Origin of the sequence: Streptomyces sp. Je 1-369 (genome assembly GCF_026810505.1) — a bacterium.
GTDB lineage: Bacteria > Actinomycetota > Actinomycetes > Streptomycetales > Streptomycetaceae > Streptomyces.
Map to the genome: position 1 here is coordinate 644,628 of NZ_CP101750.1, position 22,598 is coordinate 667,225.

The 22,598-nt window shown below is 69.4% G+C and carries 22 protein-coding genes and 3 pseudogenes; 9 read left to right on the forward strand and 16 right to left on the reverse strand.

Features of this window, described 5'->3' with window-relative positions:
* Nucleotides 1-7 precede the first annotated feature (7 nt).
* The 5 genes from NOO62_RS02940 to NOO62_RS02960 all read right to left on the reverse strand — a co-directional run bounded on the left by NOO62_RS02940 (nucleotide 8) and on the right by NOO62_RS02960 (nucleotide 5,732).
* A complete protein-coding gene (locus NOO62_RS02940) occupies nucleotides 8-1,162 on the reverse strand; it encodes a lipid II:glycine glycyltransferase FemX (RefSeq protein WP_321170550.1) in 1,155 nt (384 codons plus the stop codon).
* An 8-nt stretch (nucleotides 1,163-1,170) separates the two neighbouring features.
* Nucleotides 1,171-1,356 (reverse strand): hypothetical protein, encoded by a 186-nt coding sequence (locus tag NOO62_RS02945; protein ID WP_268769309.1) that lies wholly within the window; start codon nucleotides 1,354-1,356, stop codon nucleotides 1,171-1,173.
* 189 nt (nucleotides 1,357-1,545) lie between these two features.
* On the reverse strand, nucleotides 1,546-2,421 hold the full coding sequence (locus NOO62_RS02950) for an aminoglycoside phosphotransferase family protein (RefSeq protein WP_268775451.1): 876 nt from the start codon (nucleotides 2,419-2,421) through the stop codon (nucleotides 1,546-1,548).
* A 651-nt stretch (nucleotides 2,422-3,072) separates the two neighbouring features.
* On the reverse strand, nucleotides 3,073-3,882 hold the full coding sequence (locus NOO62_RS02955) for a hypothetical protein (RefSeq protein WP_268769310.1): 810 nt from the start codon (nucleotides 3,880-3,882) through the stop codon (nucleotides 3,073-3,075).
* Nucleotides 3,883-4,121: 239 nt separating this feature from the next.
* Nucleotides 4,122-5,732 carry a hypothetical protein gene (locus NOO62_RS02960; RefSeq protein WP_268769311.1) on the reverse strand — a complete coding sequence of 537 codons (1,611 nt, stop codon included), beginning with the start codon at nucleotides 5,730-5,732 and terminating at the stop codon, nucleotides 4,122-4,124.
* Nucleotides 5,733-6,028: 296 nt separating this feature from the next.
* Here NOO62_RS02960 and NOO62_RS02965 point away from each other — a divergent pair.
* A pseudogene (locus NOO62_RS02965) lies at nucleotides 6,029-6,214 on the forward strand (IS110 family transposase); the annotation flags it as partial.
* Between the two features lie 168 nt (nucleotides 6,215-6,382).
* Here NOO62_RS02965 and NOO62_RS02970 read toward each other — a convergent pair.
* A complete protein-coding gene (locus NOO62_RS02970; protein WP_268769312.1) occupies nucleotides 6,383-6,658 on the reverse strand; it encodes a hypothetical protein in 276 nt (91 codons plus the stop codon).
* A 794-nt stretch (nucleotides 6,659-7,452) separates the two neighbouring features.
* Between NOO62_RS02970 and NOO62_RS02975 the strand changes: the two genes are divergently transcribed.
* The 4 genes from NOO62_RS02975 to NOO62_RS02990 all read left to right on the forward strand — a co-directional run bounded on the left by NOO62_RS02975 (nucleotide 7,453) and on the right by NOO62_RS02990 (nucleotide 10,185).
* Nucleotides 7,453-7,656, forward strand: a complete 204-nt coding sequence (locus tag NOO62_RS02975) for a cold-shock protein (RefSeq protein ID WP_268769313.1) — start codon at nucleotides 7,453-7,455, stop codon at nucleotides 7,654-7,656.
* Between the two features lie 304 nt (nucleotides 7,657-7,960).
* Nucleotides 7,961-9,451, forward strand: coding sequence for a DEAD/DEAH box helicase (locus NOO62_RS02980; protein WP_268769314.1), 1,491 nt, complete (start codon nucleotides 7,961-7,963; stop codon nucleotides 9,449-9,451).
* 76 nt (nucleotides 9,452-9,527) lie between these two features.
* Entirely contained in the window at nucleotides 9,528-9,827 is a 300-nt protein-coding gene (locus NOO62_RS02985; protein ID WP_268769315.1) for a CBS domain-containing protein, read from the forward strand.
* Nucleotides 9,828-9,867: 40 nt separating this feature from the next.
* Nucleotides 9,868-10,185: an SCO5918 family protein gene (locus NOO62_RS02990; protein WP_268769316.1), complete on the forward strand. Its 318-nt coding sequence runs from the start codon at nucleotides 9,868-9,870 to the stop codon at nucleotides 10,183-10,185.
* Nucleotides 10,186-10,344: 159 nt separating this feature from the next.
* Here NOO62_RS02990 and NOO62_RS02995 read toward each other — a convergent pair.
* The 3 genes and pseudogenes from NOO62_RS02995 to NOO62_RS03005 all read right to left on the reverse strand — a co-directional run.
* Nucleotides 10,345-10,710 (reverse strand): annotated as a pseudogene (locus NOO62_RS02995) (hemolysin III family protein); the annotation flags it as partial.
* Between the two features lies 1 nt (nucleotide 10,711).
* Nucleotides 10,712-11,062: pseudogene (locus tag NOO62_RS03000) on the reverse strand (transposase family protein); the annotation flags it as partial.
* A gap of 254 nt (nucleotides 11,063-11,316) precedes the next feature.
* Entirely contained in the window at nucleotides 11,317-11,856 is a 540-nt protein-coding gene (locus NOO62_RS03005; protein WP_268769317.1) for a YbhB/YbcL family Raf kinase inhibitor-like protein, read from the reverse strand.
* Nucleotides 11,857-12,017: 161 nt separating this feature from the next.
* Here NOO62_RS03005 and NOO62_RS03010 point away from each other — a divergent pair, with 161 nt between their 5' ends.
* Both NOO62_RS03010 and NOO62_RS03015 read left to right on the forward strand, forming a co-directional pair.
* Nucleotides 12,018-12,722, forward strand: a complete 705-nt coding sequence (locus NOO62_RS03010; RefSeq protein ID WP_268769318.1) for a GntR family transcriptional regulator — start codon at nucleotides 12,018-12,020, stop codon at nucleotides 12,720-12,722.
* Between the two features lie 58 nt (nucleotides 12,723-12,780).
* Nucleotides 12,781-13,644, forward strand: coding sequence for an SCO6745 family protein (locus NOO62_RS03015; protein ID WP_268769319.1), 864 nt, complete (start codon nucleotides 12,781-12,783; stop codon nucleotides 13,642-13,644).
* A gap of 58 nt (nucleotides 13,645-13,702) precedes the next feature.
* On the opposite strand, the gene NOO62_RS39215 is transcribed toward NOO62_RS03015, so the two are convergent.
* From NOO62_RS39215 to NOO62_RS03025, 3 genes are all read right to left on the reverse strand, one after another.
* On the reverse strand, nucleotides 13,703-14,092 hold the full coding sequence (locus NOO62_RS39215) for a Z1 domain-containing protein (RefSeq protein ID WP_414930759.1): 390 nt from the start codon (nucleotides 14,090-14,092) through the stop codon (nucleotides 13,703-13,705).
* 248 nt (nucleotides 14,093-14,340) lie between these two features.
* A complete protein-coding gene (locus NOO62_RS03020) occupies nucleotides 14,341-14,511 on the reverse strand; it encodes a hypothetical protein (RefSeq protein WP_268769320.1) in 171 nt (56 codons plus the stop codon).
* 124 nt (nucleotides 14,512-14,635) lie between these two features.
* Nucleotides 14,636-15,574 (reverse strand): alpha/beta hydrolase, encoded by a 939-nt coding sequence (locus tag NOO62_RS03025; RefSeq protein WP_268769321.1) that lies wholly within the window; start codon nucleotides 15,572-15,574, stop codon nucleotides 14,636-14,638.
* A gap of 130 nt (nucleotides 15,575-15,704) precedes the next feature.
* Here NOO62_RS03025 and NOO62_RS03030 point away from each other — a divergent pair, with 130 nt between their 5' ends.
* Nucleotides 15,705-16,736: a GlxA family transcriptional regulator gene (locus NOO62_RS03030; protein WP_268769322.1), complete on the forward strand. Its 1,032-nt coding sequence runs from the start codon at nucleotides 15,705-15,707 to the stop codon at nucleotides 16,734-16,736.
* 306 nt (nucleotides 16,737-17,042) lie between these two features.
* On the opposite strand, the gene NOO62_RS03035 is transcribed toward NOO62_RS03030, so the two are convergent.
* Nucleotides 17,043-17,669 carry a YigZ family protein gene (locus NOO62_RS03035; protein WP_268769323.1) on the reverse strand — a complete coding sequence of 209 codons (627 nt, stop codon included), beginning with the start codon at nucleotides 17,667-17,669 and terminating at the stop codon, nucleotides 17,043-17,045.
* Between the two features lie 159 nt (nucleotides 17,670-17,828).
* Here NOO62_RS03035 and NOO62_RS03040 point away from each other — a divergent pair, with 159 nt between their 5' ends.
* Complete coding sequence (locus tag NOO62_RS03040; RefSeq protein WP_398967989.1) at nucleotides 17,829-18,482, forward strand: 4'-phosphopantetheinyl transferase; 654 nt, start codon at nucleotides 17,829-17,831, stop codon at nucleotides 18,480-18,482.
* Between the two features lie 15 nt (nucleotides 18,483-18,497).
* Here NOO62_RS03040 and NOO62_RS03045 read toward each other — a convergent pair whose 3' ends face one another.
* The 3 genes from NOO62_RS03045 to NOO62_RS03055 all read right to left on the reverse strand — a co-directional run bounded on the left by NOO62_RS03045 (nucleotide 18,498) and on the right by NOO62_RS03055 (nucleotide 22,515).
* Nucleotides 18,498-20,132 carry an amidohydrolase gene (locus NOO62_RS03045; protein WP_268769324.1) on the reverse strand — a complete coding sequence of 545 codons (1,635 nt, stop codon included), beginning with the start codon at nucleotides 20,130-20,132 and terminating at the stop codon, nucleotides 18,498-18,500.
* Between the two features lie 86 nt (nucleotides 20,133-20,218).
* The gene (locus NOO62_RS03050) at nucleotides 20,219-21,691 is read right to left on the reverse strand and encodes an APC family permease (RefSeq protein ID WP_268769325.1); all 1,473 of its coding nucleotides are present in this window, start codon (nucleotides 21,689-21,691) and stop codon (nucleotides 20,219-20,221) included.
* Nucleotides 21,692-21,828: 137 nt separating this feature from the next.
* Entirely contained in the window at nucleotides 21,829-22,515 is a 687-nt protein-coding gene (locus NOO62_RS03055) for a transcriptional regulator (RefSeq protein WP_268769326.1), read from the reverse strand.
* Nucleotides 22,516-22,598 lie beyond the last annotated feature (83 nt).

A 22,598-nucleotide genomic window follows, 5' to 3' on the forward strand; every position in this document is an offset into this window, starting at 1 on the left:
CGCGGGCTCAGCGCCCGCGCCGACGCATGTACAGGTCGAAGGCGCGGTAGACCAGCGGTCGCAGCGGCAGATCCCACTCCCCGACGTACCGCACCGCCCGCCCCCCGGTGCCGACCTTGAACCGGATCAGGCCCACATGCGGATCAGCGGCGTCGAGCGTCGGGGTGATGCCCCGCAGGTCGTACACGTCGCAGCCCGCCGCCAGGGTGTCACGGATCATCGCCCACTGGCACGCGTTGGAGCCCCGCACCTCACGTTTGGCCGTCGAGGAGGCGCCGTACGCGTACCAGGCGTGTCCGCCGACCCGCACCAGGATCGTCGCAGCCACCAACTCGCCCTCGTAGCGTGCCAGATAGAGCGCGATCCGCCCGGGATCCTCGGCGCTCAACTCCGCGAACATCGTCGCGAAGTACGTCAGCGGCCGCGGCGTGAATCCGTCGCGCGCGGCGGTGTGCACGTAGAGCTCGTGGAACGCCGCGAGGTCCGACGCGGCACCGACCGTGACCTCGACCCCCGCCTTCGCGGCCTTCTTGATGTTGCGGCGCCACTGCTGATTCATGGCCTTCAGGACGTCGTCCTCGGACCTCCCCACCAGCGGCACCTCATACGTGAACTGCGGCTGCCCGGCCCCGAACCCGTCCTCAGGGCTCTGCGGCAGCCAGCCGGCCGCCCGGAGCCGTCGGCTCACCTCTGCACCGGTCGGATCGACGTACCCGTCGGGGAGTCTGGTGAGCCGCCGCACCCCCGGATCGGCCACGCCGCCCTTGACCTGCGCCGCATCCCAGGTGTGCGTCCGCACCGGCGGGCACAGCCGGATCGCGAACGCGCCACGGGCCTTGAGATATGCCGCCAGCGGGTCGAGCCACGCACCGATGTCCCCGGACCAGTCGATGTCAGGACCCCACGGCACATACGCGAGCGTGAACCGCGACAGCCCCGGCACCGGCCGGTGAAGGACAAGCCCCGCCCCCACAAGCCGCCCGCCGTCGAACCATCCGAGCGACTCACTGCGCCACTCCGTCTTCACCCGCCCCCACGCCGGGGTCTGCACGAAGTTCACCGACCGCCGCGCCCGCACGAAGGCCAGGTGCTCGGCGTCGCTGATCGGCGCGACGGTCAGCGTCACGGGGAGGGACAGGGGTGCTGGTTCGCGGTAGGACATGACACCAGTCAAGTCGGCCCTGTGTTGCCGGCGCGTATCCGCTTTTCGATACGCCGACGATATGCGCCGCTCAGGCGCTCCGCGTCGCGGAGCGGCTCGGGCGCCGCGCTGCCGGCGCCGAGTTCGCGCAGGGTGCGCAACGCGAGCATGGAGTTACACCCGTCGACCGGCCGTGTAGCGATCAGCGTGGTCACATACGTCTACGGGAACAGGCCGCAGCCCTCAGTAACGTCCGCCGCCTGCCCGCCGCCCGCCCCGGGACGGCACCGCACGGATCATGCAGCTGAACCTGTCGCCGATCGACGTATCCGAACACGGCGGGGGAGCCCACCGGCGTGGCCGGCCGTGCTCCCCCGCCGGGCCGATCTGATGCTCGCATGAGATCAGCGAGACAGGGCGAGCAGTTCGTCGATCACGGGCTCTGGACCGTCATAGGTGAGGTGTGCGATGGCTGCCATTGGTGCAGTCACTCGGCTCCAGGCATACAACCGGTCCCCATCGAGCCCGCACGCGGTAGCCACCCGCTGGCAACGAGCCTCGACACCCTCTTGTCCGGCGCCCGCCACCACGTAGTCGACGGCGTCGAAGCATGGGTCGCCTACGCATGCCTTGGGGTCGATCGCGATCAGACCGCGCGACGGGCCGCCGTCCAGGACGTTGCCGAGGTGCAGATCGCCGTGCAGCAACACGAGCTCGGACTGGCTGTCCAGCAATGTCTCACAGCGCCGTATCGCCCGCTGCCACGCGGCCTGGTCAATCCGTGCGCCGATGGCTGGCTCGGACAGCCGCCGGCCGATCCGGACGAAGGCTTCGTCAAACCGACCGCGCAGATCCAGTGGCCAGTGCGCGGGTGGGGCCACGGCGTGCAATGCGGCAAGCAACTCACCCCACTGCTGCGGCAATGACATCTGCGGCATGTCGTCGGCCACGGTGCCGGGCAGGACCTCCTCCAACACCATCGCCCCGGCCTCCGCGTCGGCAGACAAGACGGCCGGCACTCGACCCGACGGCGCGAACACGCGCAGCATCTCCACCTGCTTGGTCAACAGTGCCCGGTCCGGGCTGAGTTTGAGTACCGCAGGCCTCCCGTCAGGCCATTGACAGCGCAAAACGACAGAAGAGGCTCCGCTCTCGAACAGCTCACCCAGCACGAACCCCCACCGCGCGGCCAGCCGTGCAGCGAGGTTCGGAACCTCGGCGAGCCAACCCTCGGCTTCAGGGCCGAATCGACCTACCAACACCGCGCTGACCTCTTCCATATTCATCCCGGTAGCTTGCTCCCCGAACTGCCGCCATGCACACGCATATCGACGCCGTTCCGCAGGGGACGGGGCCGTCTCCCGGCTCTCAGGATGCCGTCGCCTCCACCGCCGTATCGCCAAATGAAATGGCGTCTAAGGAGGGGATTCAGGCTCAGGCAACTCGGCGATCCGACAGCCCGGGTCAAGAGAGCCGTCATGGGTCACACAGCCCTGCCGAAGAGGATGCACATCCTCTCGGTGCCCGCACTTTCGGGCCCTGTTGGGCCTCGGCGCGAGTAACCGTTCGCCTGTTCGCCGGCCGATGTTCTGTTGTGCAACGGCCCTCCCTGGATACCCGGTCGGCCCAAGTCGCCCGTTATTCACCGTGCCTGGGCGGAGCCACTTCCGACCCGGCAACTTCATCGCATGCATAACGGTTCACCGCGGATCGACCACCCTCACCGGCAGTTACCCGCCCTTCAGCCTGCGGGCCGGCTGACCGACCGGCAGCAAGGCCGCGAGCTGCCAAACCTGTTCGGGGCTGCTCCGTGAGCTTGCGAAACGTCGGCCTCGATGCTCTGCGAGAAATTCAGCGATGTGGTCGAAGGGCGGTGTCCGCATGTCGTGTTCAACATGTCGTGTTCAACCCACGAGGCACCACTTCGGGCTTCACAGCGCGGGGGTGTTGTACTGCTTGTCGAGAGGGACGGTGATACGGAACTGATTGCTCTCTCCGGCGAGAGCTCGGATGTCCGCGGGTACAGAGAAGACCGCGGTGCGGGACCGCGGCATCACGACTGTGCCGATCTTGCGCACGAGCACCGCTGTCGTGCCCTCCCGGTCTGTCCGGTAGAGCCCCACCGGAACCCGGCTGCCCGGCTCAAACCCGAAGACAAGCAACCTCCGGGTATCGCTGTCCAGCCAGTCGCAGACGGGTACTGGCGGGAGTTCGATCAGTTGATCACGGGTTGCCGAGACCCCGCCCGATCGTGCGCTGATGGTCAGCTCTCCGGCAAGGGCCAGACGCTCCCGAGCCGTACCAGGAGGCACGAAACTCCACATCTCACTCTGCTGGACGCCCTCCCCCACGTCATACAGCCGTAGTCGGCCGCCTTGGAAGAGCGTGCTGGACGGCTCCATACGCTGGAAGGTGACCTCTCCCTCGGCGGGAACCGCAGTCGTGGAGTACTCGTGACCCTGCACAGAGACCGTGATGTCCACGTCGCCGTCAGGGAAGCCGGAGAGGCAGAGCGCGACGTGCTGGGGGATGCCCAGACTCTTGGAGCCGTCGATGCTGCTGCTCACCCAAGCCGCAGGGCTGTCGGACCGGTGACCGGGGAGCGATTTCAGGTCCTCGGCGCAATCGGACGCCGCGCCGTTGCCCGCGGCCAGCAAATCGATCTGCCGCGAGAGCAGCAGATCAGTACCTGTACCAGGATCTGCGGACTGTGAGCTCGCAGAACCGCTGGGCTGAGCCATGGAGGCCGTTCGAGGGGGCTCAGCGCCTGATGAGGATGCGGCCGTCTCGGACCCCGGCGTACCCTTTTCCTTCTCAGCGGGCGAGGTACACCCGACTGTGATCGCGCAGAGCAGAGCCATAGGCACGAGCACCGCCGCGGTCGCCCTGGTCGTGGCCACTCTCATCACTGTCCCCATCTCCTTCATCCTTTCCGAGCCGAGCTGTACGTTGTTGTTCCTCGCGCTTCTTCCGGAGGGGCTCAGGAGCACCGTGTACGGGCAGCGGTCACCTCCTGCTCGAATGCGAGCCGGTACTTCTCGGGCAATGCAGGGTCCGCCTGCTCGGTACGTACGGCTTCGCGAAGCTGACGCAGTGACTCGTTCCTGGCCAACCGTGCCGCCGCCATGTCACAGCGGGACAGTTCCCAGGAGGCCAGCAGCCCCTTCCACAACCCGCGTTGGAGGAAGCGGGGCTGGAGGGCGAGAGCCTCTTCGATGAGGTCGGACGCCCGCTCCAGCTCGCCCTGCTCCGCCGCGTGCACAGCTGCGATGGATGCGGCCAGCGAGCGCAGCTCCCTGACCGGCCCTCCTCCCCGGGCCGCGCGTACAGCGGTGGTGAGCCGTTCGACCGTGCCGTCCTCGGCGACGAGCCCCGCCGTGACGCGGCACTGCTCCAACTGCGCCAGGTTCACCTTGGCCTTGAGACGGCCCAGTTCGGTGAAAGCCGCACTGTCGGCCAGTCGGCGCAGCGTGCGCGAGGCCTTCGAGAGCGCCGCTGCCTCGACAGTGCCTGGACGGCAGCTCGGCTTGATACCCAGTGCCAGCCGGTAGCCGTTGCCCGCCAGACTCAACTCGGCCCGTAGGTTGACCGGGGAGTCGGAGGGGACAGCCCGGTAGTCGGTCCGCGCGGCCTTCAGCAGCCTCTGTCGGGTAGCGCCCGACGCGGCGGCAGCCTGTTGCTCCAAGGCGTGCCCGCGGAAGAGCCGGACGACGTCAGAGGTGACGAACCCACTGCCCGGCGCGCTCGCACTGGCCCGTTGTTTCTTGGGGCTCGACCGGTCGTTTCCGGCGTTGCCAGGGAGCAGCCCTCCCAAGATCTGACTCGCGCTCGTGGATTTGCCGGTATGCCAGGCGTCCAGAGCGTCGATGAACGCGGCCAGGTGCTGTGCGCGCTGCACGAGCTCGTCGACGACCTGCTCACGACTGCGCGCAGACTGCCAGCCATGGTCCATGGCGATCGGCTTGCTGAGGTACCAGCCGACGAGTTCCGGTGCGTCGGGTACCTGATCGGCTCGGACGTACACGGCGGGGCGTACGTCGATCTGCCCGCCCGGTGCTGCGGCGACGATCCCACCGACGAGGATTTCCGCGCCGGTCTCCTCGACGAACTGCCGTCCGTGCTGGTCGAGTTCGCCACCTCCGGGACGTTTCAGCATGTCCAGCGGCAGTGTGGTCTCGGTCGCGTAGCTGCGCACTGTGGCGGTGTCGGGCAGGGCCTTTCCGAGCGAGGCGGCGAAGGCGCGGGATACGTCGTCGAGTATCTGCTCGTCCTCGGTGCCGGCCGACCCAGTGAACCCCACGACCGCTACATCGCGGGCTCCCTTCATGCGGGTGAGTGGCGCTTCCGCTTCGCGGAACAGATACAGCACGAGCACCCCGGCGATGAACAGCACGCACGACAGCAGGCCGAACAGCACCCTCGTTCGACGCGAGCTGTTCGCGAAGCTCTCCTGAAGAGTCATGCGCACAGTCAGTGCGAGAGCCAGCAACAGTCCCGACAGTACGAAGACCGTCGACACACTGCCCAATCGCGCGCCGATCTCGTCCACCGCCAGCAGCGCGGACGGCAGCGCGGCGGTCAGCACCGCCACCACCGCCCAGATCCACCGTGACACACCGCTTTCGGACGATCCTGTAGCGGACGGAGCCGCTACCAGCCCGGTCGGTGCCTCATCAGTCGTGGCCTCAGGAGGAGGTTGCGCAACGGGGTCGGGCGGTGGGCCACCGTTACTCGCGGAGGGCTGGGGTCGGTCGGGCATGTGTCTCCTCATGCCCGGTCACGGCCGGGCACGGTTCCATTGGGCGGCGATACGACCGTGACCGGATGCACGCGTACGACATCGATGCCGAGGCCAACACGTTCGCCTCCCCCAAGAGGGGCACGATGTTCGGCACCGCCCTGGTGATCGTCGACCAGGCCGCCTCGATCGGTGCCCTGCCATGGACCGTGGCCCGCGACGCAGGATGTCATGTCGCCCACCCCGGGCTGGCGATGCGACGCGTCGCCATACACGGCTTGCTCACCCAGTTTCATCCCGGCCTTGAGCGCGCTCCGGGTCTGCGCCTCGACCATGTCTTATGTAGAGCCCAGCAGCGACTTGATGGCACTGATCACTGGGACGCCTGCTTCCCCAATGACTGTTGCAATTCCAGCCACCCGTTGGAGCACCCTATTGAATGGATCCCCGGGGGGTTCGAGTTGATCTCCCCAATAACAGCATCCATCTCCGCCTGATCACCCTCATTCAGGTGCCGTCTCAGTCCCGGAGCCGGTGTGCCGAGCCTTCCCGATACTCCCGGGACCGTACTGAGTGATGACGTCAGTGTTGACGACCAGGCCATACAGGAGTGGTTTGCTCAGGGCTGCAACGAGCCTCCAAATCAGCAGCGCCTCCACGACAAACCACAAGATCGCCCCACCGGTGCCCATGAAAACCGCCAGAGTACCTCCGAAGAGTAGCCACAGGAGAGTGCGCACGATCATCGTCTTCCACGCCGCTCTCTTATTGATCTCCAAGAGACGCTGCCCAACATGAGAGATGGCGCGCAGAAGGTAGGCCTCACCCCCCCCCGCCCTACTGCCTGGCATCAGCGACGGAAGTCGCCAGCATCATGAACAGTAAGACGATCGGCAGGAAGTAGATACGTTTTGACGTTTGTTCACCCGAACGAGCTATTACCAACATGGCGCTTCTGTATTCTTTCGCGATTTGTCGGGGAGGGGGAACAAGGTGAAGATGAGACGGACCCGATAAACTAGCAGCTTGAACATGCGAGCGACGGCATATCTAAACAGAAAAAGTGATCCCATCAGCAACTTCTGTGCGCGGGCGCGGGCGCAGACCGGGCTCTGCGGGTCGGAGAACTCCGGAGCGGCACACGGGCAGCGGTGGGTGGACCGGCTGGCACACCCGACTGTTCTTACGCCGAGAGCACACGACTGCGTCGGGGCGTGGAGTCGGTAGCCACTGGATCCGCTTGAGGTGACAACGGCGCCGGAGATGCACGACTGGCTCGAGGCACCTCGGCGAACCAATGTCTGTGTTCGCGAAGTGAGGGTTTAACGATCCGGGAAGGGAGGGTTTTTAGTCCAATGAGCAGAGCGGGATTACTTCACACCGACAGGCCGCCATGGCGTGCTACTGTCATCTCAGTTGCAGTTGTGGTTCCCAAAAACTTCAAGTGCTCTTGGCCGCATACTGCGGTGGGGGCGCTTTCGTATGACCGGTCATCTCCGGGCGGGGTAATCATCGCGGCGACACGGTGTCCGCACAGCGTGGACGCCGATGTTCTGCCCCAAAGGAGATTGACATGACTACTGGCACCGTGAAGTGGTTCAACGCGGAAAAGGGTTTCGGCTTCATCGCGCAGGACGGTGGCGGCGCTGACGTGTTCGCCCACTACTCGAACATCGCCGCCCAGGGCTTCCGCGAGCTAATCGAAGGCCAGAAGGTGAACTTCGACATCGCGCAGGGCCAGAAGGGCCCGACGGCAGAGAACATCATTCCCGCCTGACACTGACGCGCACTATGCAGCTGGGGCCCGCATCCTTCGGGGTGCGGGCCCCAGCTGCATGCAGTTCCCGCAGTGATTCCACCTGCGGGCGACTCGGACAGCATTCGTCCGCCCATATTCACATTCGTCGCTCCGGGCGAGATTCCCGCTTCACGTCACTCATTTACAGCGTTCGCGCCCGCTGGATCATTTCGTCGGCCGGATCCGCTTTCACTTTAAACCATCGGTCCATTTCTTGTGATTCTCTGTGCCGCTCATCGCCGGAAGAATTCCTTGACATGCACCGCATCGAGGAAGGTTCCGCATGAACCGCACACGTAAAAATGACCGATTCTCCCGCACCCGTAATGGTGGCGTCGGCGCCGGCGCCGGAAAGAGCGGCAGCCGCTTCGGAACAACGGCATCGGCATCGCGCCGATCCGGTGGGTACAGCCGTCGGCCCGCCGCCGTGCAGGGTGAGTTCGCTCTCCCCAAGACGGTCACCCCGGCGCTGCCCGCCGTGGAAGGCTTCGCCGAGCTCGACATGCCCGCGACGCTGCTTGCCGAACTCGGCAGGCAGGGGGTGGCCGTGCCCTTCCCGATCCAGGGCGCGACGCTGCCCAACTCCCTGGCGGGCCGTGACGTGCTGGGCCGTGGACGCACCGGCTCCGGCAAGACCCTCGCCTTCGGCTTGGCCCTGCTGGCCCGGACGGCCGGACAGCGCGCCGAGCCCCGCCAGCCGCTGGGCCTGATCCTGGTCCCCACCCGCGAGCTCGCCCAGCAGGTCACCGACGCCCTCACGCCCTACGCCCGCGCCGTCCAGTTGCGGCTGGCCACGGTCGTGGGCGGCATGTCGATCGGTCGGCAGGCCGGCGCGCTGCGCACCGGGAGCGAGATCGTCGTGGCCACCCCGGGACGCCTCAAGGACCTCATCGACCGCGGCGACTGCCGCCTGAACCAGGTGGCCATCACCGTCCTGGACGAAGCCGACCAGATGGCCGACATGGGCTTCATGCCGCAGGTCACCGCCCTTCTCGACCAGGTACGCCCCGAGGGGCAGCGGATGCTGTTCTCCGCCACCCTGGACCGCAACGTCGACCTGCTGGTGCGCCGCTACCTGACCGACCCCGTCGTCCACTCGGTCGACCCCTCGGCCGGCGCGGTCACCACGATGGAGCACCACGTGCTGCACGTCCAGGGCGCCGACAAGCACACCGCCACCACCGAGATCGCCGCCCGCGACGGCCGCGTGATCATGTTCCTGGACACCAAGCACGCCGTCGACCGGCTCACCCAGGACCTGCTCAACAGCGGCGTACGGGCCGCCGCGCTGCACGGCGGGAAGTCGCAGCCCCAGCGCACCCGCACCCTGACGCAGTTCAAGACCGGGCACGTCACCGTGCTGGTGGCCACCAACGTCGCCGCCCGCGGCATCCACGTCGACAACCTCGACCTCGTCGTGAATGTGGACCCGCCCACCGACCACAAGGACTACCTGCACCGCGGCGGCCGTACCGCCCGCGCCGGTGAGTCCGGCAGCGTCGTCACGCTGGTCACCCCCAACCAGCGCCGCTCCATGGTCCGCCTCATGTCGGACGCCGGCATCAGCCCGCAGATCACCCAGGTCCGCTCCGGCGAGCAGGAGCTGCACCGCATCACCGGCGCCCAGGCCCCCTCCGGCGTCCCGGTCGTCATCACCGCACCGGTCGCCGAACGCCCCAAGCGCGGCGGCACTTCGCGCGGCCGTCGCCGTCCCGCTTCCGCGGCGCGCCGCGCTGCGGCGCCTCAGCGGTTCGCTGTCGACGCGGCGGCCTAGAGACTTCGTGATCGGAAAGCTGACCAACCCTTGCCGGAGACACCTTTTGACGCTGGTTCAGATGCGGTCCCGCTCGATGAGCGGTGACCCCGTGCGCGGGCCCTCGGCCGACACCGTTGTCCACACCGTCGCCCACGCTGTTGAGGAAGCCGGGCGGCGGGTCTGGGACGACATGACCGTCGAGGTCGCCCTGTCCGTGATGGACGGCGCCCGCGTCGGGCACCTGCTCGTCCGTGACGAGGACGGCCGGCGCACTGGCCTGGTCACCCGGGCCCGGCTCACAGCTGTCCGTGACAGCTCCGCCTACACGGATCGGATTCGCCTGCGCGACCTCAGCGACGCCGACCTCGCCCTCGCCCTCGCCCTCGCCCACTGAGCCGGCTCGCCTCGGTCCCCCCTTTCTCCTGTGAGGTCTCATGCGCTGTGTCATCGCCCGCTTCCCGTTCGACCTCACCAAGAGCGGGGTGCTGGAAACGATGAAGGGTGTCAAGCCCGAGCCGGTCACCGGCCAGTCCGTGATCATCGGCCGCCGCCACTACCCCGTCAAACAGGTCGGCCAGGTCATCACCCGCCAGGACCGCCGCGACTTCAGCGCGGGCGAAGTCCTGCGGGCCATGGCCCAGCTCGGCTTCACCTGCCGCACCCTCCCCGCGGCCACCACAGCCGCGTCCGCGGTCGGCATCAGCCCGCTCCAGCGAGCTTCCGCCATGCTGGACGCCCCCGTGACCGCCTGATCAACGGGGCAGACGCGAGCCGCACCAGCAACAGCGGCAAGGCCCGACCGGGAAGACACGCCGGTCGGGCCTTGCCGCATGCCCGGCGCGCGGATCCGCACGGCAACGTGTGTGCTGGCAACGTGTGTGCCAGCGGCGCGAGTCACCGCGCAGACGTGGTCAGTAGACGGCCAGGAAGATGGCGATGCAGTGCGCTGTGCAGGCCACCACGGTGCAGGCGTGGAACACCTTGTGGAAGCCGAACCAGCGCGGTGAGGGGTCGGGACGCTGGAGGGTGTAGACCACCGCGCCCGCACTGTAGAGGAGACCGCCGACCACGACCAGGATGAGTACGGCCGACCCACCGGCGTGCAGGAAGTCCGGCAGGTAGCGCACCGGTGCCCGTCCCAGGGCCAGGTAGCACGGGGTGTACAGCCAACGCGGAGCTCCGATCCACAGAACCCGGAACGCTATGCCCGCCAACGCGTCGGCCCACACGATCCACAGCAGCACGGCCCGCCGGTCCGGCGGAAGGAGGACCACCGACGGGCAGCGCCGGTGAGACCCAGAGCAGCCGTCCGGACGAATCGGTGAGGACCTGGACGTTCATGCCGTGGCATTTGCGTTTCCCGGAGTAGTACGGGGTGTCGGCGGCGATGCGGTCGATCGGCAGCAGGGTGCCGTCGAGGATGACGAACGCCTTCGCCCGGATCGTCCTCATCGCCTCGGCCAGGGACGGGGCGAGAGCGGACAGGGCCTCGACGGCTTCACGTATCCAGCGGTAGACGGTCCCGATGCCGAACCCGGCGGCGAGCTGGACGTAGGTGTCACCGCATCGCAGGTGGGCCAGGGCGAGCAGGGCCTGACGTGCCGCGGGAAGGCGCCGCCAGCGTCTACCAGGAGCTTCGTCGTTGCGTACGACTGTCCAACTCGCCGCCAGCAACGCCGGCTTGGCCATGTCCATCGCCCACACCGCGCCCTCGACCAAGCAGCACCGCTGCGACCGCTCCCTGACCCGGGAGATCCAGGTGGCAAGGTCACCCGTCACGATCTACTCGGCGGAGTACTCCACGAATTTACGCAGGTGGCATAGGGCGGCCGAGTTACGGGCATCCACACCCGATTGCGCTCGGCCGGTCTCATGGCTGTTTGTCAGGCGGAAGTCTCGGCGGTGGCGGTCAGGACCGCGCGGCCGAGGATGTGGCCGGCCATGGTGAAGCCGAGGGCGGCCGGGGTGGCGTCGGCGGGGACGCCGATGGTGTCGACGTCGAGTGCGTGCACCACGGTGAAGTAGCGGTGCGGGCCGTGTCCGGCCGGCGGAGCGGCGCCGATGAAGCGGGCCGCGCGGGCGTCGTTGGGCAGCTGGAAGGCGGTCTCGGGCAGGCCCGAGCCGGTGTCGTCGCCGGCACCTTCGGGCAGTTCGGTGACGGTGGCGGGGATGTCGGCGACCGCCCAGTGCCAGAACCCGGAGCCGGTGGGGGCGTCGGGGTCGTAGACGGTGATGGCGTAGCTCCTGGTGCCATCCGGGGCGCCGCTCCAGGACAGTTGCGGGGAGACGTCCTTCCCGCCGCGAACGCCGGAGAGGCCGGAGTACTGCTCGATCGACCAGGCAGCGCCGTCGGTGACGGTGGCACTGACAACAGTGAATGAGGCCGCCTCGGGAAGGCGGGCGAAGGGGTCGTTGGCGCTCATGGCGTCGTTCCTTTCATGCCGTGCTGTGCTGTGAGGTGGCGGTGATACGGCCGACGGTCCCGCCGCAGGGGCCCAGGAGGCACCGCCGTCGTTTAGCTCACCACTGCGATCGACCATAACACTGATAATCGATTATCGACTCGATCGTCTATTGTGTAAGCATGACCCAGACGAACCACACCTCGTCCCCGCCGGGGAAACAGATGCTCTCCGAGCAGGTCTACACACACCTGCGCGACGCGATCATGCGCGGGGACCACGCCCCCGGTGACGCCCTCAAGCCCCAGGACCTCGCCAAAGAACAGGGCGTGAGCCTGGCCGTCGTCCGCGAGGCGCTCGTGCGGGTGGTCGGCGAGGGCCTCGCCGACCGGCTGCCCAACCGCGGCTTCGCCGTCCCGGCCTTCTCCGACCGCCGCTGGCAGGAGGTCGCGGAGGCCCGCCGGACCATCGAACCGCTCATGCTGCGCATGTCCGTCGAACGCGGCGACGTCGACTGGGAAGCCCGCGTACGAGCCGCCCACCACCGGCTGGCCCGCACCCCGGCGTACGCACCGGAGGAGGGCGAGCACTACAGCAACGCATGGGCCGAAGCCCACCGCCTCTTCCACCGCACCCTGCTGGAGGGGTGCGGCAACCTCGTCCTGCTGGAGACCTTCGACCGGATGTGGACCGCGAGCGAACTGGCCCGCCGCTGGTCGGCGCACCGCAACCCCGACCGGGACGGCGCCCTGGAACATCGCCGGCTGGAGGAGGCCGTACTCGCCCGTGACGCCGACACCGCGACTGAGGTCTTGACCCAGCACCTCACCCAGACCGCGGCCGGACTGACCGAGTGCTCCCTCCACGAACCCACGGACGAAGCCTGATGCGCCTCGCCCACCTGGCCGCAGGACCACACATAATCACCGACACCGGAGCCACAGCGTGACTACTTTCGAGGCGAGCCCAGGCCGCCACTGCCACAACGCCGTCAGCCCCCTGCACACATCCGTGTACTTCGCGCCGGAGCCGGCGGACGAACTCGCGATGCTCGGGCTGGAGCGCGGAGCCATGGTCTACCTCGCCGGCCGCGCGGCACCGCTCGGGGCCGTCGATGCGGGCACCGTCACAGCGACTTTCTACAACTCCAACCACGAGCATGTGCAGCGGTACATCCCCGCCGCGTGGACCCTCACCACGCCGGAGGAGGTGCTCGCCGCACGGCTGCGCGGCGCGGACCGAACGCTGCAGCGGCTGCTCGGCAAGGAGACCCTCACGTCCGCGGAAATGACCGAGGCGGCCGAACTGGCGCTGCACGCAACCCAAGCCTGCCGCCGAGAGGCACGGCCGCTCTACGCCGCCAACGCCGACCTCCTGGTACCCGAAGAACCACACCTGGCCCTGTGGCACGCAGCGACGCTGCTGCGCGAACACCGGGGTGACGGGCACCTCGCCGCCCTGGCGGTCGCCGGTCTGTCGGGCATCGAGGCGCTGGTCCTGCACAACGCCACCGGCAAGGCCCCGACATCGGCACTGTTCATGCGCACCCGCGGGTGGTCCGCGCAGCAATGGGCCGCCACCCGGGACCAGTTGCGCGAGCGCGGCCTGCTGGACGAAGCAGGCAACCTCACGCCGACGGGCGCGGCCCTGCGCGGCGAGGCCGAGATGCTCACCGACCGCCTCGACGCCGCCCCGTACGACCACCTCGGCCCGGCAGCCACCGCTCGCCTCACCGAACTGGCCGACAGCTTCTCCGGAACCCTCAGAGCAGCGGGCGCCTTCCCCGCGGTGCACTTCGGCAAAGGCTGAGGGCCGGAGCCGGGATCCCGGCACCCTCGTAGTAGCTACGGCCAGGTGGCGCGCAGCGCTACGTGACGTTCGGTTCTGCAGTTGCTGCGACGGCTGACGCTGGTGACCATGATCGTGCTCCCTGCGGCGGCCAGGTGACCGGGCACCTCGTCCCATGTTCGAAACGAGCCATTATGCGGCGCGCCTCCGGACTGCCCGGGTTTCGGAACCTCTCGACGATGGCTTCAACGCGCTCAGCCAACAGCTCGCGCACCTGTGTCTGTACAGCTACGAGCCGACTGACCGACACCAGCATGGAGTTGTGCGCCCCGCCATGGCCTCTCGGCCGTCGCACGGAGCAGGCCAGTATGAACGCGTCCATGGCCGAGGACAGTGACTCCGGCAGCTCGCGACTCGGCACGTGGTCGGAGCGGTGCCGACTCGGCAGCCAGGGAAGCTCGTCGAACACCTTGCGGACGGAGGAAGGTCTTCCTTCAAGGTCGAAAGGGTTCGGCGGTGGCTGGATGCTGTAGACGAAATCCGGGACGCTGCGGGGTTCATACGAGCGCGGTTACGCGTTGGCGAGAGTACTGAACAGCCTTGGCCGGCATGACTCGGGCAAGCTCGACTGGGCCGTACGGAGACACGCCGTTCGACGAACAGGAAGCTCAAGCTACTTGTGGTTCATGGGTGCCCAGCCATATCCCTGATCATCGATCAGTGCACGGCTCCGGCCGCGCGTACGTCGGCGAGTGCCTGCCGTGCCAGCGGGCCGAAGCCCTCGCTGTTGTCGGTGCCGTTCCACAGGCCGTAGGCGATCTCCCAGGCGAGCGCGCCCAGTTGCATCGAGCGCCTCAGCAGACTGCCGTCGGCCGAGGAGACACCCACGCCCCGCCGACCGACTGCCTTCCAGAACTACCTCGACCAGCGCGAGATACCCCGACCGAAGTCCTGGCGAACCCTGGGCAGCTGACCTCGGCAACTCCAAGATCTCCGACAGAGTCAAGCTCAGTCAGGGGTGGAGGGCGTCGCGCAGGGTCCGTACCTGGTCGGTGAGGTTGTGCTCGCTGATGCGGGCCTGGGGGAAGAGGAGGTCGAAGCCGTGGACGGCACCGGGGACCTGGACGAGTTCGGTGGTGACGCCGGCGGCGGACAGGCGTGCGGCGTAGTCGCGGCCCTCGTCGCGCAGCGGGTCGATCTCGGCCACGGCGATGTAGGTGGGCGGCAGGCCGCTGAGATCGGTGGCGCGGATCGGGAAGGCGTACGGGTCGGCGTGGCCGTCCTTCGCGTAGTACCGCACGGCCAGTTCCAGCGCGCCCCGGTTGAAGACCGGAGTATCGGTGAACTCCCGTGCCGAGGCGCTGGTCAGACTGCCGTCGACGCTGGGGTAGGTCAGGGACTGGAAGAGCAGGTGCGGGCCCGCCTGGTCGCGGGCGCGGAGCACGGTGGAGGCGGCGATGTTCCCGCCGGCGCTGCCGCCGACCACCGCGATGCGTGTTCGGTCTCCGCCGAGTTCGGCCGGGTTGTCGGCGATCCAGGTCAGGGCGGTGTAGGCGTCGTCGGCTGCGGCCGGGTAGGGGTGTTCGGGGGCGAGGCGGTAGTCGACGGAGACGACGACGGCGTGGGCGTCGCGGGCATAGCGCAGGGAGCGTCCCTCTTCGGCCTCGGGGGATCCGTAGGTGAAGGCGCCGCCGTGTATGTAGAGGATCATCGGCAGGTCTTCGGTGGTGTCGGGGCGGTAGACGCGCAGTCGCAATTGTCCTGCGGGGCCGGGGATGTACAGGTCTCGCACCTTGACCTGGTCGTCGTCGGGGGTGTCGGGGTGTGCACGCAGCAGTGCGTAGCGCCGGGGGTCGGCGAGGACGGCGTCCAGGCCATGGACGGGGAAGACGCCGGTGTCGGCGGTGTCGAGCAGGGTCTGGATCTCGGGATCGACAGCGGGGGCAGTCATGGCCGGGTGGGCACCTTCCGGGTATTCGACCGGGTGCTGCCCGGTCTGTTGTGCGGAACTGACATCAGTCTCTGCCGATCACGAGCAGCACAGAAGTGGCCCAAGAGCCACTATGTGCAACTATTGGGCCATGACTGTTGCGGCACCGCACCATGTGGCCGTCCTGGCCCTCGCACCGGTGGTGGCCTTCGACCTGAGCATCCCGGCCCAGATGCTTGCCTCGGTCGAAACCCGCGCGGGCACCGCGGCCTACGAGGTACGCACCCTCACCCCGGACGGGGCCCCGGTACCGACGGTGAACGGGTATGGCGTCACGCCGCAGGGTGACCTGTCCCTGCTGGAGCACGCCGACACGGTGATCGTCGCCGGCACCCGCTGCCCGGAGGTACTGGACGCCGGCGCGGTGGACGCCTCCGTCGCCGAAGCGCTGCGCCGTGCGGCCCGGCGCCGCGCCCGGGTGGTGTCCCTGTGCACCGGCTCGTTCGTGCTCGCGGCCGCCGGCCTGCTGGAAAGCCGCCGGGCCGCGACCCATTGGCGCTACGCGCAGCAGTTCAGGCGGCTCTTTCCCGCAGTCGACCTCGACACCGACCCGCTCTACATCGCCGATCGCGACATCCTGACGTCAGCCGGGGGCGCGGCCGCCATCGACCTGTGCCTGCACCTGGTCCGGGAGGACCACGGCAGTTCCGTGGCGAACCGGGTGGCGCGGTACAACGTCGTCGCACCCATGAGAGACGGAGGGCAGGCACAGTACATCGAGCACCCGGTCCGGGAGGACGCGGGGACCTCGACGGCCGGGGCACGGGCACTGATGACGGAACACCTGGATCGGCGGCTATCCCTCAAAGACCTCGCGGCCCACTGCCACATGAGCGTACGGACCTTCACCAGGCGCTTCCGACAGGAGACCGGACTCTCCCCGGCCGAATGGCTCGCCTCGGCCCGCTTGGCACACGTACGCCATCTGCTGGAGTCGACCGAACTGCCTGTCGACGACATCGCCGCCAGGGCTGGCCTGGGCAGCGGCACCAACCTGCGGCAGCACATGCGCACCGCCCTGGACATCACCCCGTCCGCCTACCGAAGGGCATTCCGCTCGGCCACCACTGCCTTCGCACCGCCCCTCTCCGAGGACCAGCGGGCCCCGTCCGCAGGCACGTGACGCCGTTCGGCACGGGGAGCCCCGGGCACACGACCGCTTGCACGGGGAGTCGGCCGCACCGAACCCACTGCACCGGCCAATCGTTACGCGGCACAAAGACCAACATCTTGGTTCAAGTTGCGTCACGGCCAGGGCGACCCGCCCCGCCTATGAGCACCCCCTGGGCAGGCGCCAACGCGCATGGCGGTGCCACTCGCCGCAGACGCTCAAGGTGCCCCCAGACACCGCACCGATGTAATCGCACCTTGCCGCTGGCGAACGCTGAGGCCACCTGCCAGTACCGCAACCCCGCCGGGCACCCGTGCGTCAGGAATCCCCGTACGCCTCGCCTCCGAGCTCCAGCACGGCGCTGCCCGCGGTGGCGTCCGCGAGCCAGCCGCGGAAGGCGTCCACGTCGGCGTCGGGCAGCCCGATCTCGATCGTGACGGCGTCGCCGTAGCGGACGTCGCGCACCTCGCGGCCCGCCGCCCGCAGATCGTTCTGGACCTTGCCCGCGCGCTGGTGGTCGACCGTGACGGTGGCGAGGCGGAAGCGGCGGCGGGTGACGGTGCCGAGGGCGTCGAGCGCCTCGCCGACCGACCCTCCGTAGGCGCGGATGAGTCCCCCGGCGCCGAGTTTGACCCCTCCGTAGTAGCGGGTCACGACCGCGGCGACGTAGCGCATGTCGCGGCGCATCAGCATCTGGAGCATCGGGACGCCCGCGGTGCCGCCGGGTTCGCCGTCGTCGCTCGCCTTCTGCACGGAGGCGTCGGCCCCGATGACGTACGCGAAGCAGTTGTGGCTCGCGGTCGGGTGCTCCTTGCGGATGCGTGCGACGAATTCCTGGGCCTCCCGCTCGGTGGCCGCGGGTGCCAGGGCGCACAGGAAGCGCGAGCGGTTGATCTCGGTCTCGTGCACGCCCTCGCGGGCCACTGTGCGGTACTCGTCCTGCATCACGCCAGCGTAGGCGCTCGCCGGGGCCCTGCCGCACCCGGAGGGCGGCCGGGTGGCGTAGGCCACAGCCCGCACTCGCGTGCGGGTCACCCGGTACCGTGATCTCCCGTGACGTCACCTTCGATACCCGCGCGCCAAGTCCCGGACCCGGCGGGTCCCTTGGCCACTCTGCTCGCCGACGTGCCCGTCACCGTGGTCGAGACCCACGACGACCCGGCCGACGCCGTCCTCTTCCCGGAGGAGGAGGCGGTGGTCGCGAAGGCCGTGGCCAAGCGGCGCGACGAGTTCACCACCGTGCGGCACTGCGCCCGCACCGCGCTGGCCCGCATCGGCGTGCCGCCCGCGCCGATCCTGCCGGGGCACCGCGGCGCCCCCGGCTGGCCTGACGGCGTCGTCGGCAGCATGACGCACTGCGCCGGGTACCGCGCGGCCGTCGTGGCCCGCGCGGGCGAGGTGACGTCCGTCGGCATCGACGCAGAGCCGGGCGAGCCGCTGCGCGACCCGGACGTCCTGAACCTGGTCGCCGACGAGACGGAGCGTGCCGTACTGGCCTCGCTCGGCTCGCGGCAGCCGGCCACGCCCTGGGACCGGCTGCTGTTCAGCGCGAAGGAGTCCGTCTACAAGACATGGTTCCCGCTGACCGGGCGCTGGCTCGGCTTCGAGGACGCGCGGGTGGAGCTCACCCCGGACGGTACGTTCACCGCGCGGCTGCTAGTCGAGGGGCCCGTGGTGGCGGGCGTCGAGCTGAAGGGGTTCTCCGGGCGGTGGATCGTGCGGGACGGGATCGCCGCCACGGCCATCGTGCTGCGCTGACGTCCGGCGGCCGGGTCACTCGTCGCGGTCCCTGTACGTGCGCCTGCCGCCCAGCCACGTGCCGAGCACGCGCGCGTGGCGGATCTCCATCGGATCGGCCGCACGCGGGTCGGCGGAGAGCAGGACCAGGTCGGCGGGAGCGCCCGGGACGAGGGTGAGACGGTCGTCGGCGCCCGCCTGGTGGGCGACCCCGGCGGTGGCGGCCGTCAGCGCCTGGTCGATGGTGAGCCGCTGGTGCGGGATCCAGCCCTCGGCGGGCTCGCCCGTGAACGTACGCCTGGTGACGGCGACTTGAATGCCCTCCAACGGTACGTGTGAGCTGACCGGCCAGTCGCTGCCGAAGGACAGCCGTGCGCCGCTCCGTGCCAGCTCGCCCATCGGGTACTGCAGAGCGGCCCGCTTCGCACCGATGCGCGGGATGGACAGCTCGGTCTGGAGCGGGTCCGGCTGCGCCCACAGGGGCTCGAAGTTGGCGATGACGCCGAGCCCGGCGAAGCGCGGCAGGTCGGCGGGGTCGACGACCTGAACGTGGGTGATCACCGGGCGCCGGTCCCAGACCGGGTTGGCGGTGGTCGCGGACTCGACCGCGTCCAGCGCCGCCCGCACCCCGGCGTCCCCGATGGCGTGGATGTGCGTCTGGAAGCCGTCGGCGTCGAACGCCCGGACGGCCTCGGCGAGGGCGCTCGGCTCCCACACCGGCATGCCGCAGCTGTGCGGCGCGTCCAGGTAAGGGGCGAGCATGGCGGCCGTGCCGCCCTCGACGACCCCGTCGCTGAAGTACTTCACCGTCCGCGCGGTGAGCAGTTCCCCACCGTCGGCCGCCACGCGCGCGCGGGTCGCCGCGAACAGTTCGCGCTGCTCGCGCCAGCGGTCGGGGTCGGCGCGCTGGGCCAGGTCGACGCGGAGAGGGAGGGCCCCGCGCCGGACGGCGGCGAGGTAGGCGTCCGCCATCTCCGGTTCGACCCAGGCGTCCTGGACCCAGGTGATGCCCGCGCGCGCGTACGCGTGCCCGGCACGCCGGATCGCCTCCACGAGCTCGTCCTCGTCCCGCGCGGGCACCTGGTCGAGCACGAGGTCGCAGGCGTGCCACTCGCGCAGGGTGCCGAGCGGGCTGCCGTCCGCGCGGCGCACGATCCAGCCGAGCCGCGGCTCCGGAGTCGCCTCCGTCACCCCGGCCCTGCGCAGCGCCTCGGTGTTGCACCACACCGTGTGGTAGTCGTGGGCGCGCAGGACGACGGGCCGGTCGGGCACCGCGGCGTCGAGCCAGCGTGCGTCGAACTCGCCGCCGGGCGCGAGCGCGGGGTCGTAGGACGCGCCGACGATCCACTTCGCCTCCGGGTGCCGCCGCGCCCAGCGCCCGACTTCGGCGACGATCGCGTCGACGGTGTCCAGCTCCTTGATCTGCGGCCCGAAACTCTCCAGGCCCCCGAAGAGCGGGTGGGCGTGCCCGTCTCCGAAGGCGGCCATCAGCAGCCCGTCGCCGATGTCGACGACCTCGTCGGCGGTGGGGGCGAGGGCACGGGCCGCGTCGCCGAGCGCGAGAACGCGGCCGTCGCGGACGGCGAGGGCGGTGGTGGCTCGGGTGGTGGTGGCGGTGGTGTCGCTCCCGGTGCGGACCGTGCCGAGGAAGACGAGAGTCGCCTTCGTCATGACGTCACTGTCTCCTTGGAATCGGGAATCGGGGTTCGGGGATCGGAATTAGGGATCGGGAATCGGGATCGGGCAGTGGGCGTCGTTCACGCGCCTTCCGCGTCCACCGTCGTCAGCCGCTCGTACGCCGCCGGTGCGCGCCGCCTCATCCGCAGCGCCATCCCCGCCCCCACCACGAACACCAGCGGCAACGGAGCGATCAGCGCCACGTTGACACCCGTGGACGCCCCGGTGAGCAGGTCGAGGTCGGCGCAGACCAGGACGATCATGACGGCGAGCCCCGCGCAGGCCAGCAGCGGTGCGGCGACCACGCGCCAGGACGGCACGCCTCGCCGGTCGCGGCGGAAGAACCCGTAGACGGCGAGCGCCGCGAGTGCCTGCAACAGCATCACGCCGAGGATGCCGGTGCCACTGCTCCACAGGAAGGTGACGGTGTACGGATCGGCCCCGGCGATCACCGTCACGACGACCACGGCGAGCGCGAGGGCCGACTGCGTGAGCACCGCGACGGCCGGGGCCCGCGTCTTCGGCGACACCGTGCCGAGTCCGGCGGGCAGCAGGCCTTCCCTGCCCAGGGCGTAGAAGTAGCGGGCGGCGCCGTTGTGGAAGGCCAGCGTGGCGGCGAAGGCGCTGGTGATGATCAGCACGTGCATGGAGTCGGCGGCCCAGGCACCGGCGAACCGTTCGGTCGCGGAGAACACCATGTCGGCGCCGCCGTCCCCGGAGGCGACGGCCCGGGCGCGGTCGGAACCGTACGCGTTGATGATCATCCAGACGGTGAAGGTGTAGAAGAGGGCGAGGAAGGCCACTGCGACATAGGTGGCGCGGGGCACGGTCCGCTCGGGCTGCCGCGCCTCCTCCGCGTAGATCGCCGTCGCCTCGAAGCCGATGAACGCTCCTATGGTCAGGACGAACATGCCGCCCACGCCCGGCTCCCCGAGCCCCGCGGGCGAGAGCGTGCCGAAGTCGAGGCCCTGCGGGCCGCCCCCGTCGGCGAGAACGCCCGCTTCGAAGACGAACAGCACGAGGATTTCCAGGACGAGCGCGACACCGAGGATCCTGGCGCTGAGCGTGACGCGGAGGTAGCCGAGCACGCCGATGGCGACCAGGCCCGCCGTGGACCAGATCCACCAGGGCACGTTGACCCCTGTGAGGTCTTCGAAGCCGGATTCGGTGAACCACCCGAAGGCGGCGAGCAGTCCGACCTCGATGGCGTTGTACGCGACGAGGGCGACGTACGCCGACCCGGCTCCCGCGGGACGCCCGAGGCCCCGCCCGATGTACGCGTAGAACGCGCCGGCGTTGCGCACGAACCGGCTCATGGCCGTGAATCCAGCGGCGAAGACGACGAGGAGCAGTCCGGAGAGGAGGTAGCCGAGTGGCGCCGCGTCGCCCGCCATGCCGATGGCGATGGGAGCCACGCCCGCCATGACGGTGAGCGGGGCGGCCGCGGCCACGACGAAGAACACGAGGTCGCCGGTGCCGATGGCGCCGCCGCGGAGGCGGTCGGCGGCGTCGGGCGCGGAGGAAGCGGGTTTGGACGAGGTGGGTGCGGTCACGCGCGTCCTTCCGAAACGAAACCCTTCAGTCCGGGCTGCCAGGACCGTACTGTGCGGGGAAATCATCTGGGAGGAGGCCCTGACCGCGGCGGGACTCCACGCGCCGGTCCGAGGCCCGGCCGCACGGTCGACCGGGGTCAGCGACCCCCGTCACCGCCGCTCTCGCGCTCCGCGAGAGTCGTCCAGAACATCTCCTCGTAGTGCGCGAGCAGTCGGCCGAAGCGCAGATGGGCCGCTGTGACACGGTCCCGGTCGAGGCCCGCCCGCACCGCGGCGACGGCCTGCCGGTCGAGGTCAGGGGCGGGCTCCGCGAACAGGTCGAAGAAACCGCACGCCTCGTCGTCGAAGCCGTAGTGGTCGCGCAGCCCCCGGGCGATCGTGGCGCAGGACCGGCCCCAGGCGGCGAAGTTGGCGGTGAGGGCGAGGACGACGTCGGCCGGTTCGCCGTTCAGGGCGAGCCAGGCGACGTACGCGGGGTAGGCCTGGCAGCCGGCGTGCGGTTCGTACGTCGCCACGGCGGACTTGCTCACTCCGCACGCCTCGAAGAGCGGGTCGAGCCGTTCCCTCGCGAGGCTCTCCCCGTCGGCGACGGTGTCGAAGAAGGCGGCCGATTCCAGGTCCTTCGACTCGGCGGCCCGCCGGGCCAGGTGCAGGAACGAACGCCGGTCCGAGGGGATCACGTGCCGCTGCTCCAGCGCCAGGAACGCGACGGTCCGCAGCTCCGCCCGGCCGTCCGCGATGCGCGGCACGACCGGGTTCGCGTCCGGGTCGGGGGCGAGGCGGGCGGCCGTGGTCCGCAGGAATTCTTGTGCCGTCGGAGTCATCACGCGCACCTTCCGCTGGGCGGGAACTTCTCGGCCCGACTGCTAGTTTCTACTCTGCTGTAGAAACTGGCGGGGACCCGGAC

Excerpts from the sequence above, each read along its gene's own strand:
- NOO62_RS02940 (WP_321170550.1), bottom strand. The coding sequence starts at position 1,162 with ATGTCCTACCGCGAACCAGCACCCCTGTCCCTCCCCGTGACGCTGACC.
- NOO62_RS02950 (WP_268775451.1), bottom strand. The coding sequence starts at position 2,421 with ATGGAAGAGGTCAGCGCGGTGTTGGTAGGTCGATTCGGCCCTGAAGCC.
- NOO62_RS02955 (WP_268769310.1), bottom strand. The coding sequence starts at position 3,882 with ATGGCTCAGCCCAGCGGTTCTGCGAGCTCACAGTCCGCAGATCCTGGT.
- NOO62_RS02975 (WP_268769313.1), top strand. The coding sequence starts at position 7,453 with ATGACTACTGGCACCGTGAAGTGGTTCAACGCGGAAAAGGGTTTCGGC.
- NOO62_RS02980 (WP_268769314.1), top strand. The coding sequence starts at position 7,961 with ATGAACCGCACACGTAAAAATGACCGATTCTCCCGCACCCGTAATGGT.
- NOO62_RS02985 (WP_268769315.1), top strand. The coding sequence starts at position 9,528 with ATGAGCGGTGACCCCGTGCGCGGGCCCTCGGCCGACACCGTTGTCCAC.
- NOO62_RS02990 (WP_268769316.1), top strand. The coding sequence starts at position 9,868 with ATGCGCTGTGTCATCGCCCGCTTCCCGTTCGACCTCACCAAGAGCGGG.
- NOO62_RS03005 (WP_268769317.1), bottom strand. The coding sequence starts at position 11,856 with ATGAGCGCCAACGACCCCTTCGCCCGCCTTCCCGAGGCGGCCTCATTC.
- NOO62_RS03010 (WP_268769318.1), top strand. The coding sequence starts at position 12,018 with ATGACCCAGACGAACCACACCTCGTCCCCGCCGGGGAAACAGATGCTC.
- NOO62_RS03025 (WP_268769321.1), bottom strand. The coding sequence starts at position 15,574 with ATGACTGCCCCCGCTGTCGATCCCGAGATCCAGACCCTGCTCGACACC.
- NOO62_RS03030 (WP_268769322.1), top strand. The coding sequence starts at position 15,705 with ATGACTGTTGCGGCACCGCACCATGTGGCCGTCCTGGCCCTCGCACCG.
- NOO62_RS03035 (WP_268769323.1), bottom strand. The coding sequence starts at position 17,669 with ATGCAGGACGAGTACCGCACAGTGGCCCGCGAGGGCGTGCACGAGACC.
- NOO62_RS03045 (WP_268769324.1), bottom strand. The coding sequence starts at position 20,132 with ATGACGAAGGCGACTCTCGTCTTCCTCGGCACGGTCCGCACCGGGAGC.
- NOO62_RS03055 (WP_268769326.1), bottom strand. The coding sequence starts at position 22,515 with ATGACTCCGACGGCACAAGAATTCCTGCGGACCACGGCCGCCCGCCTC.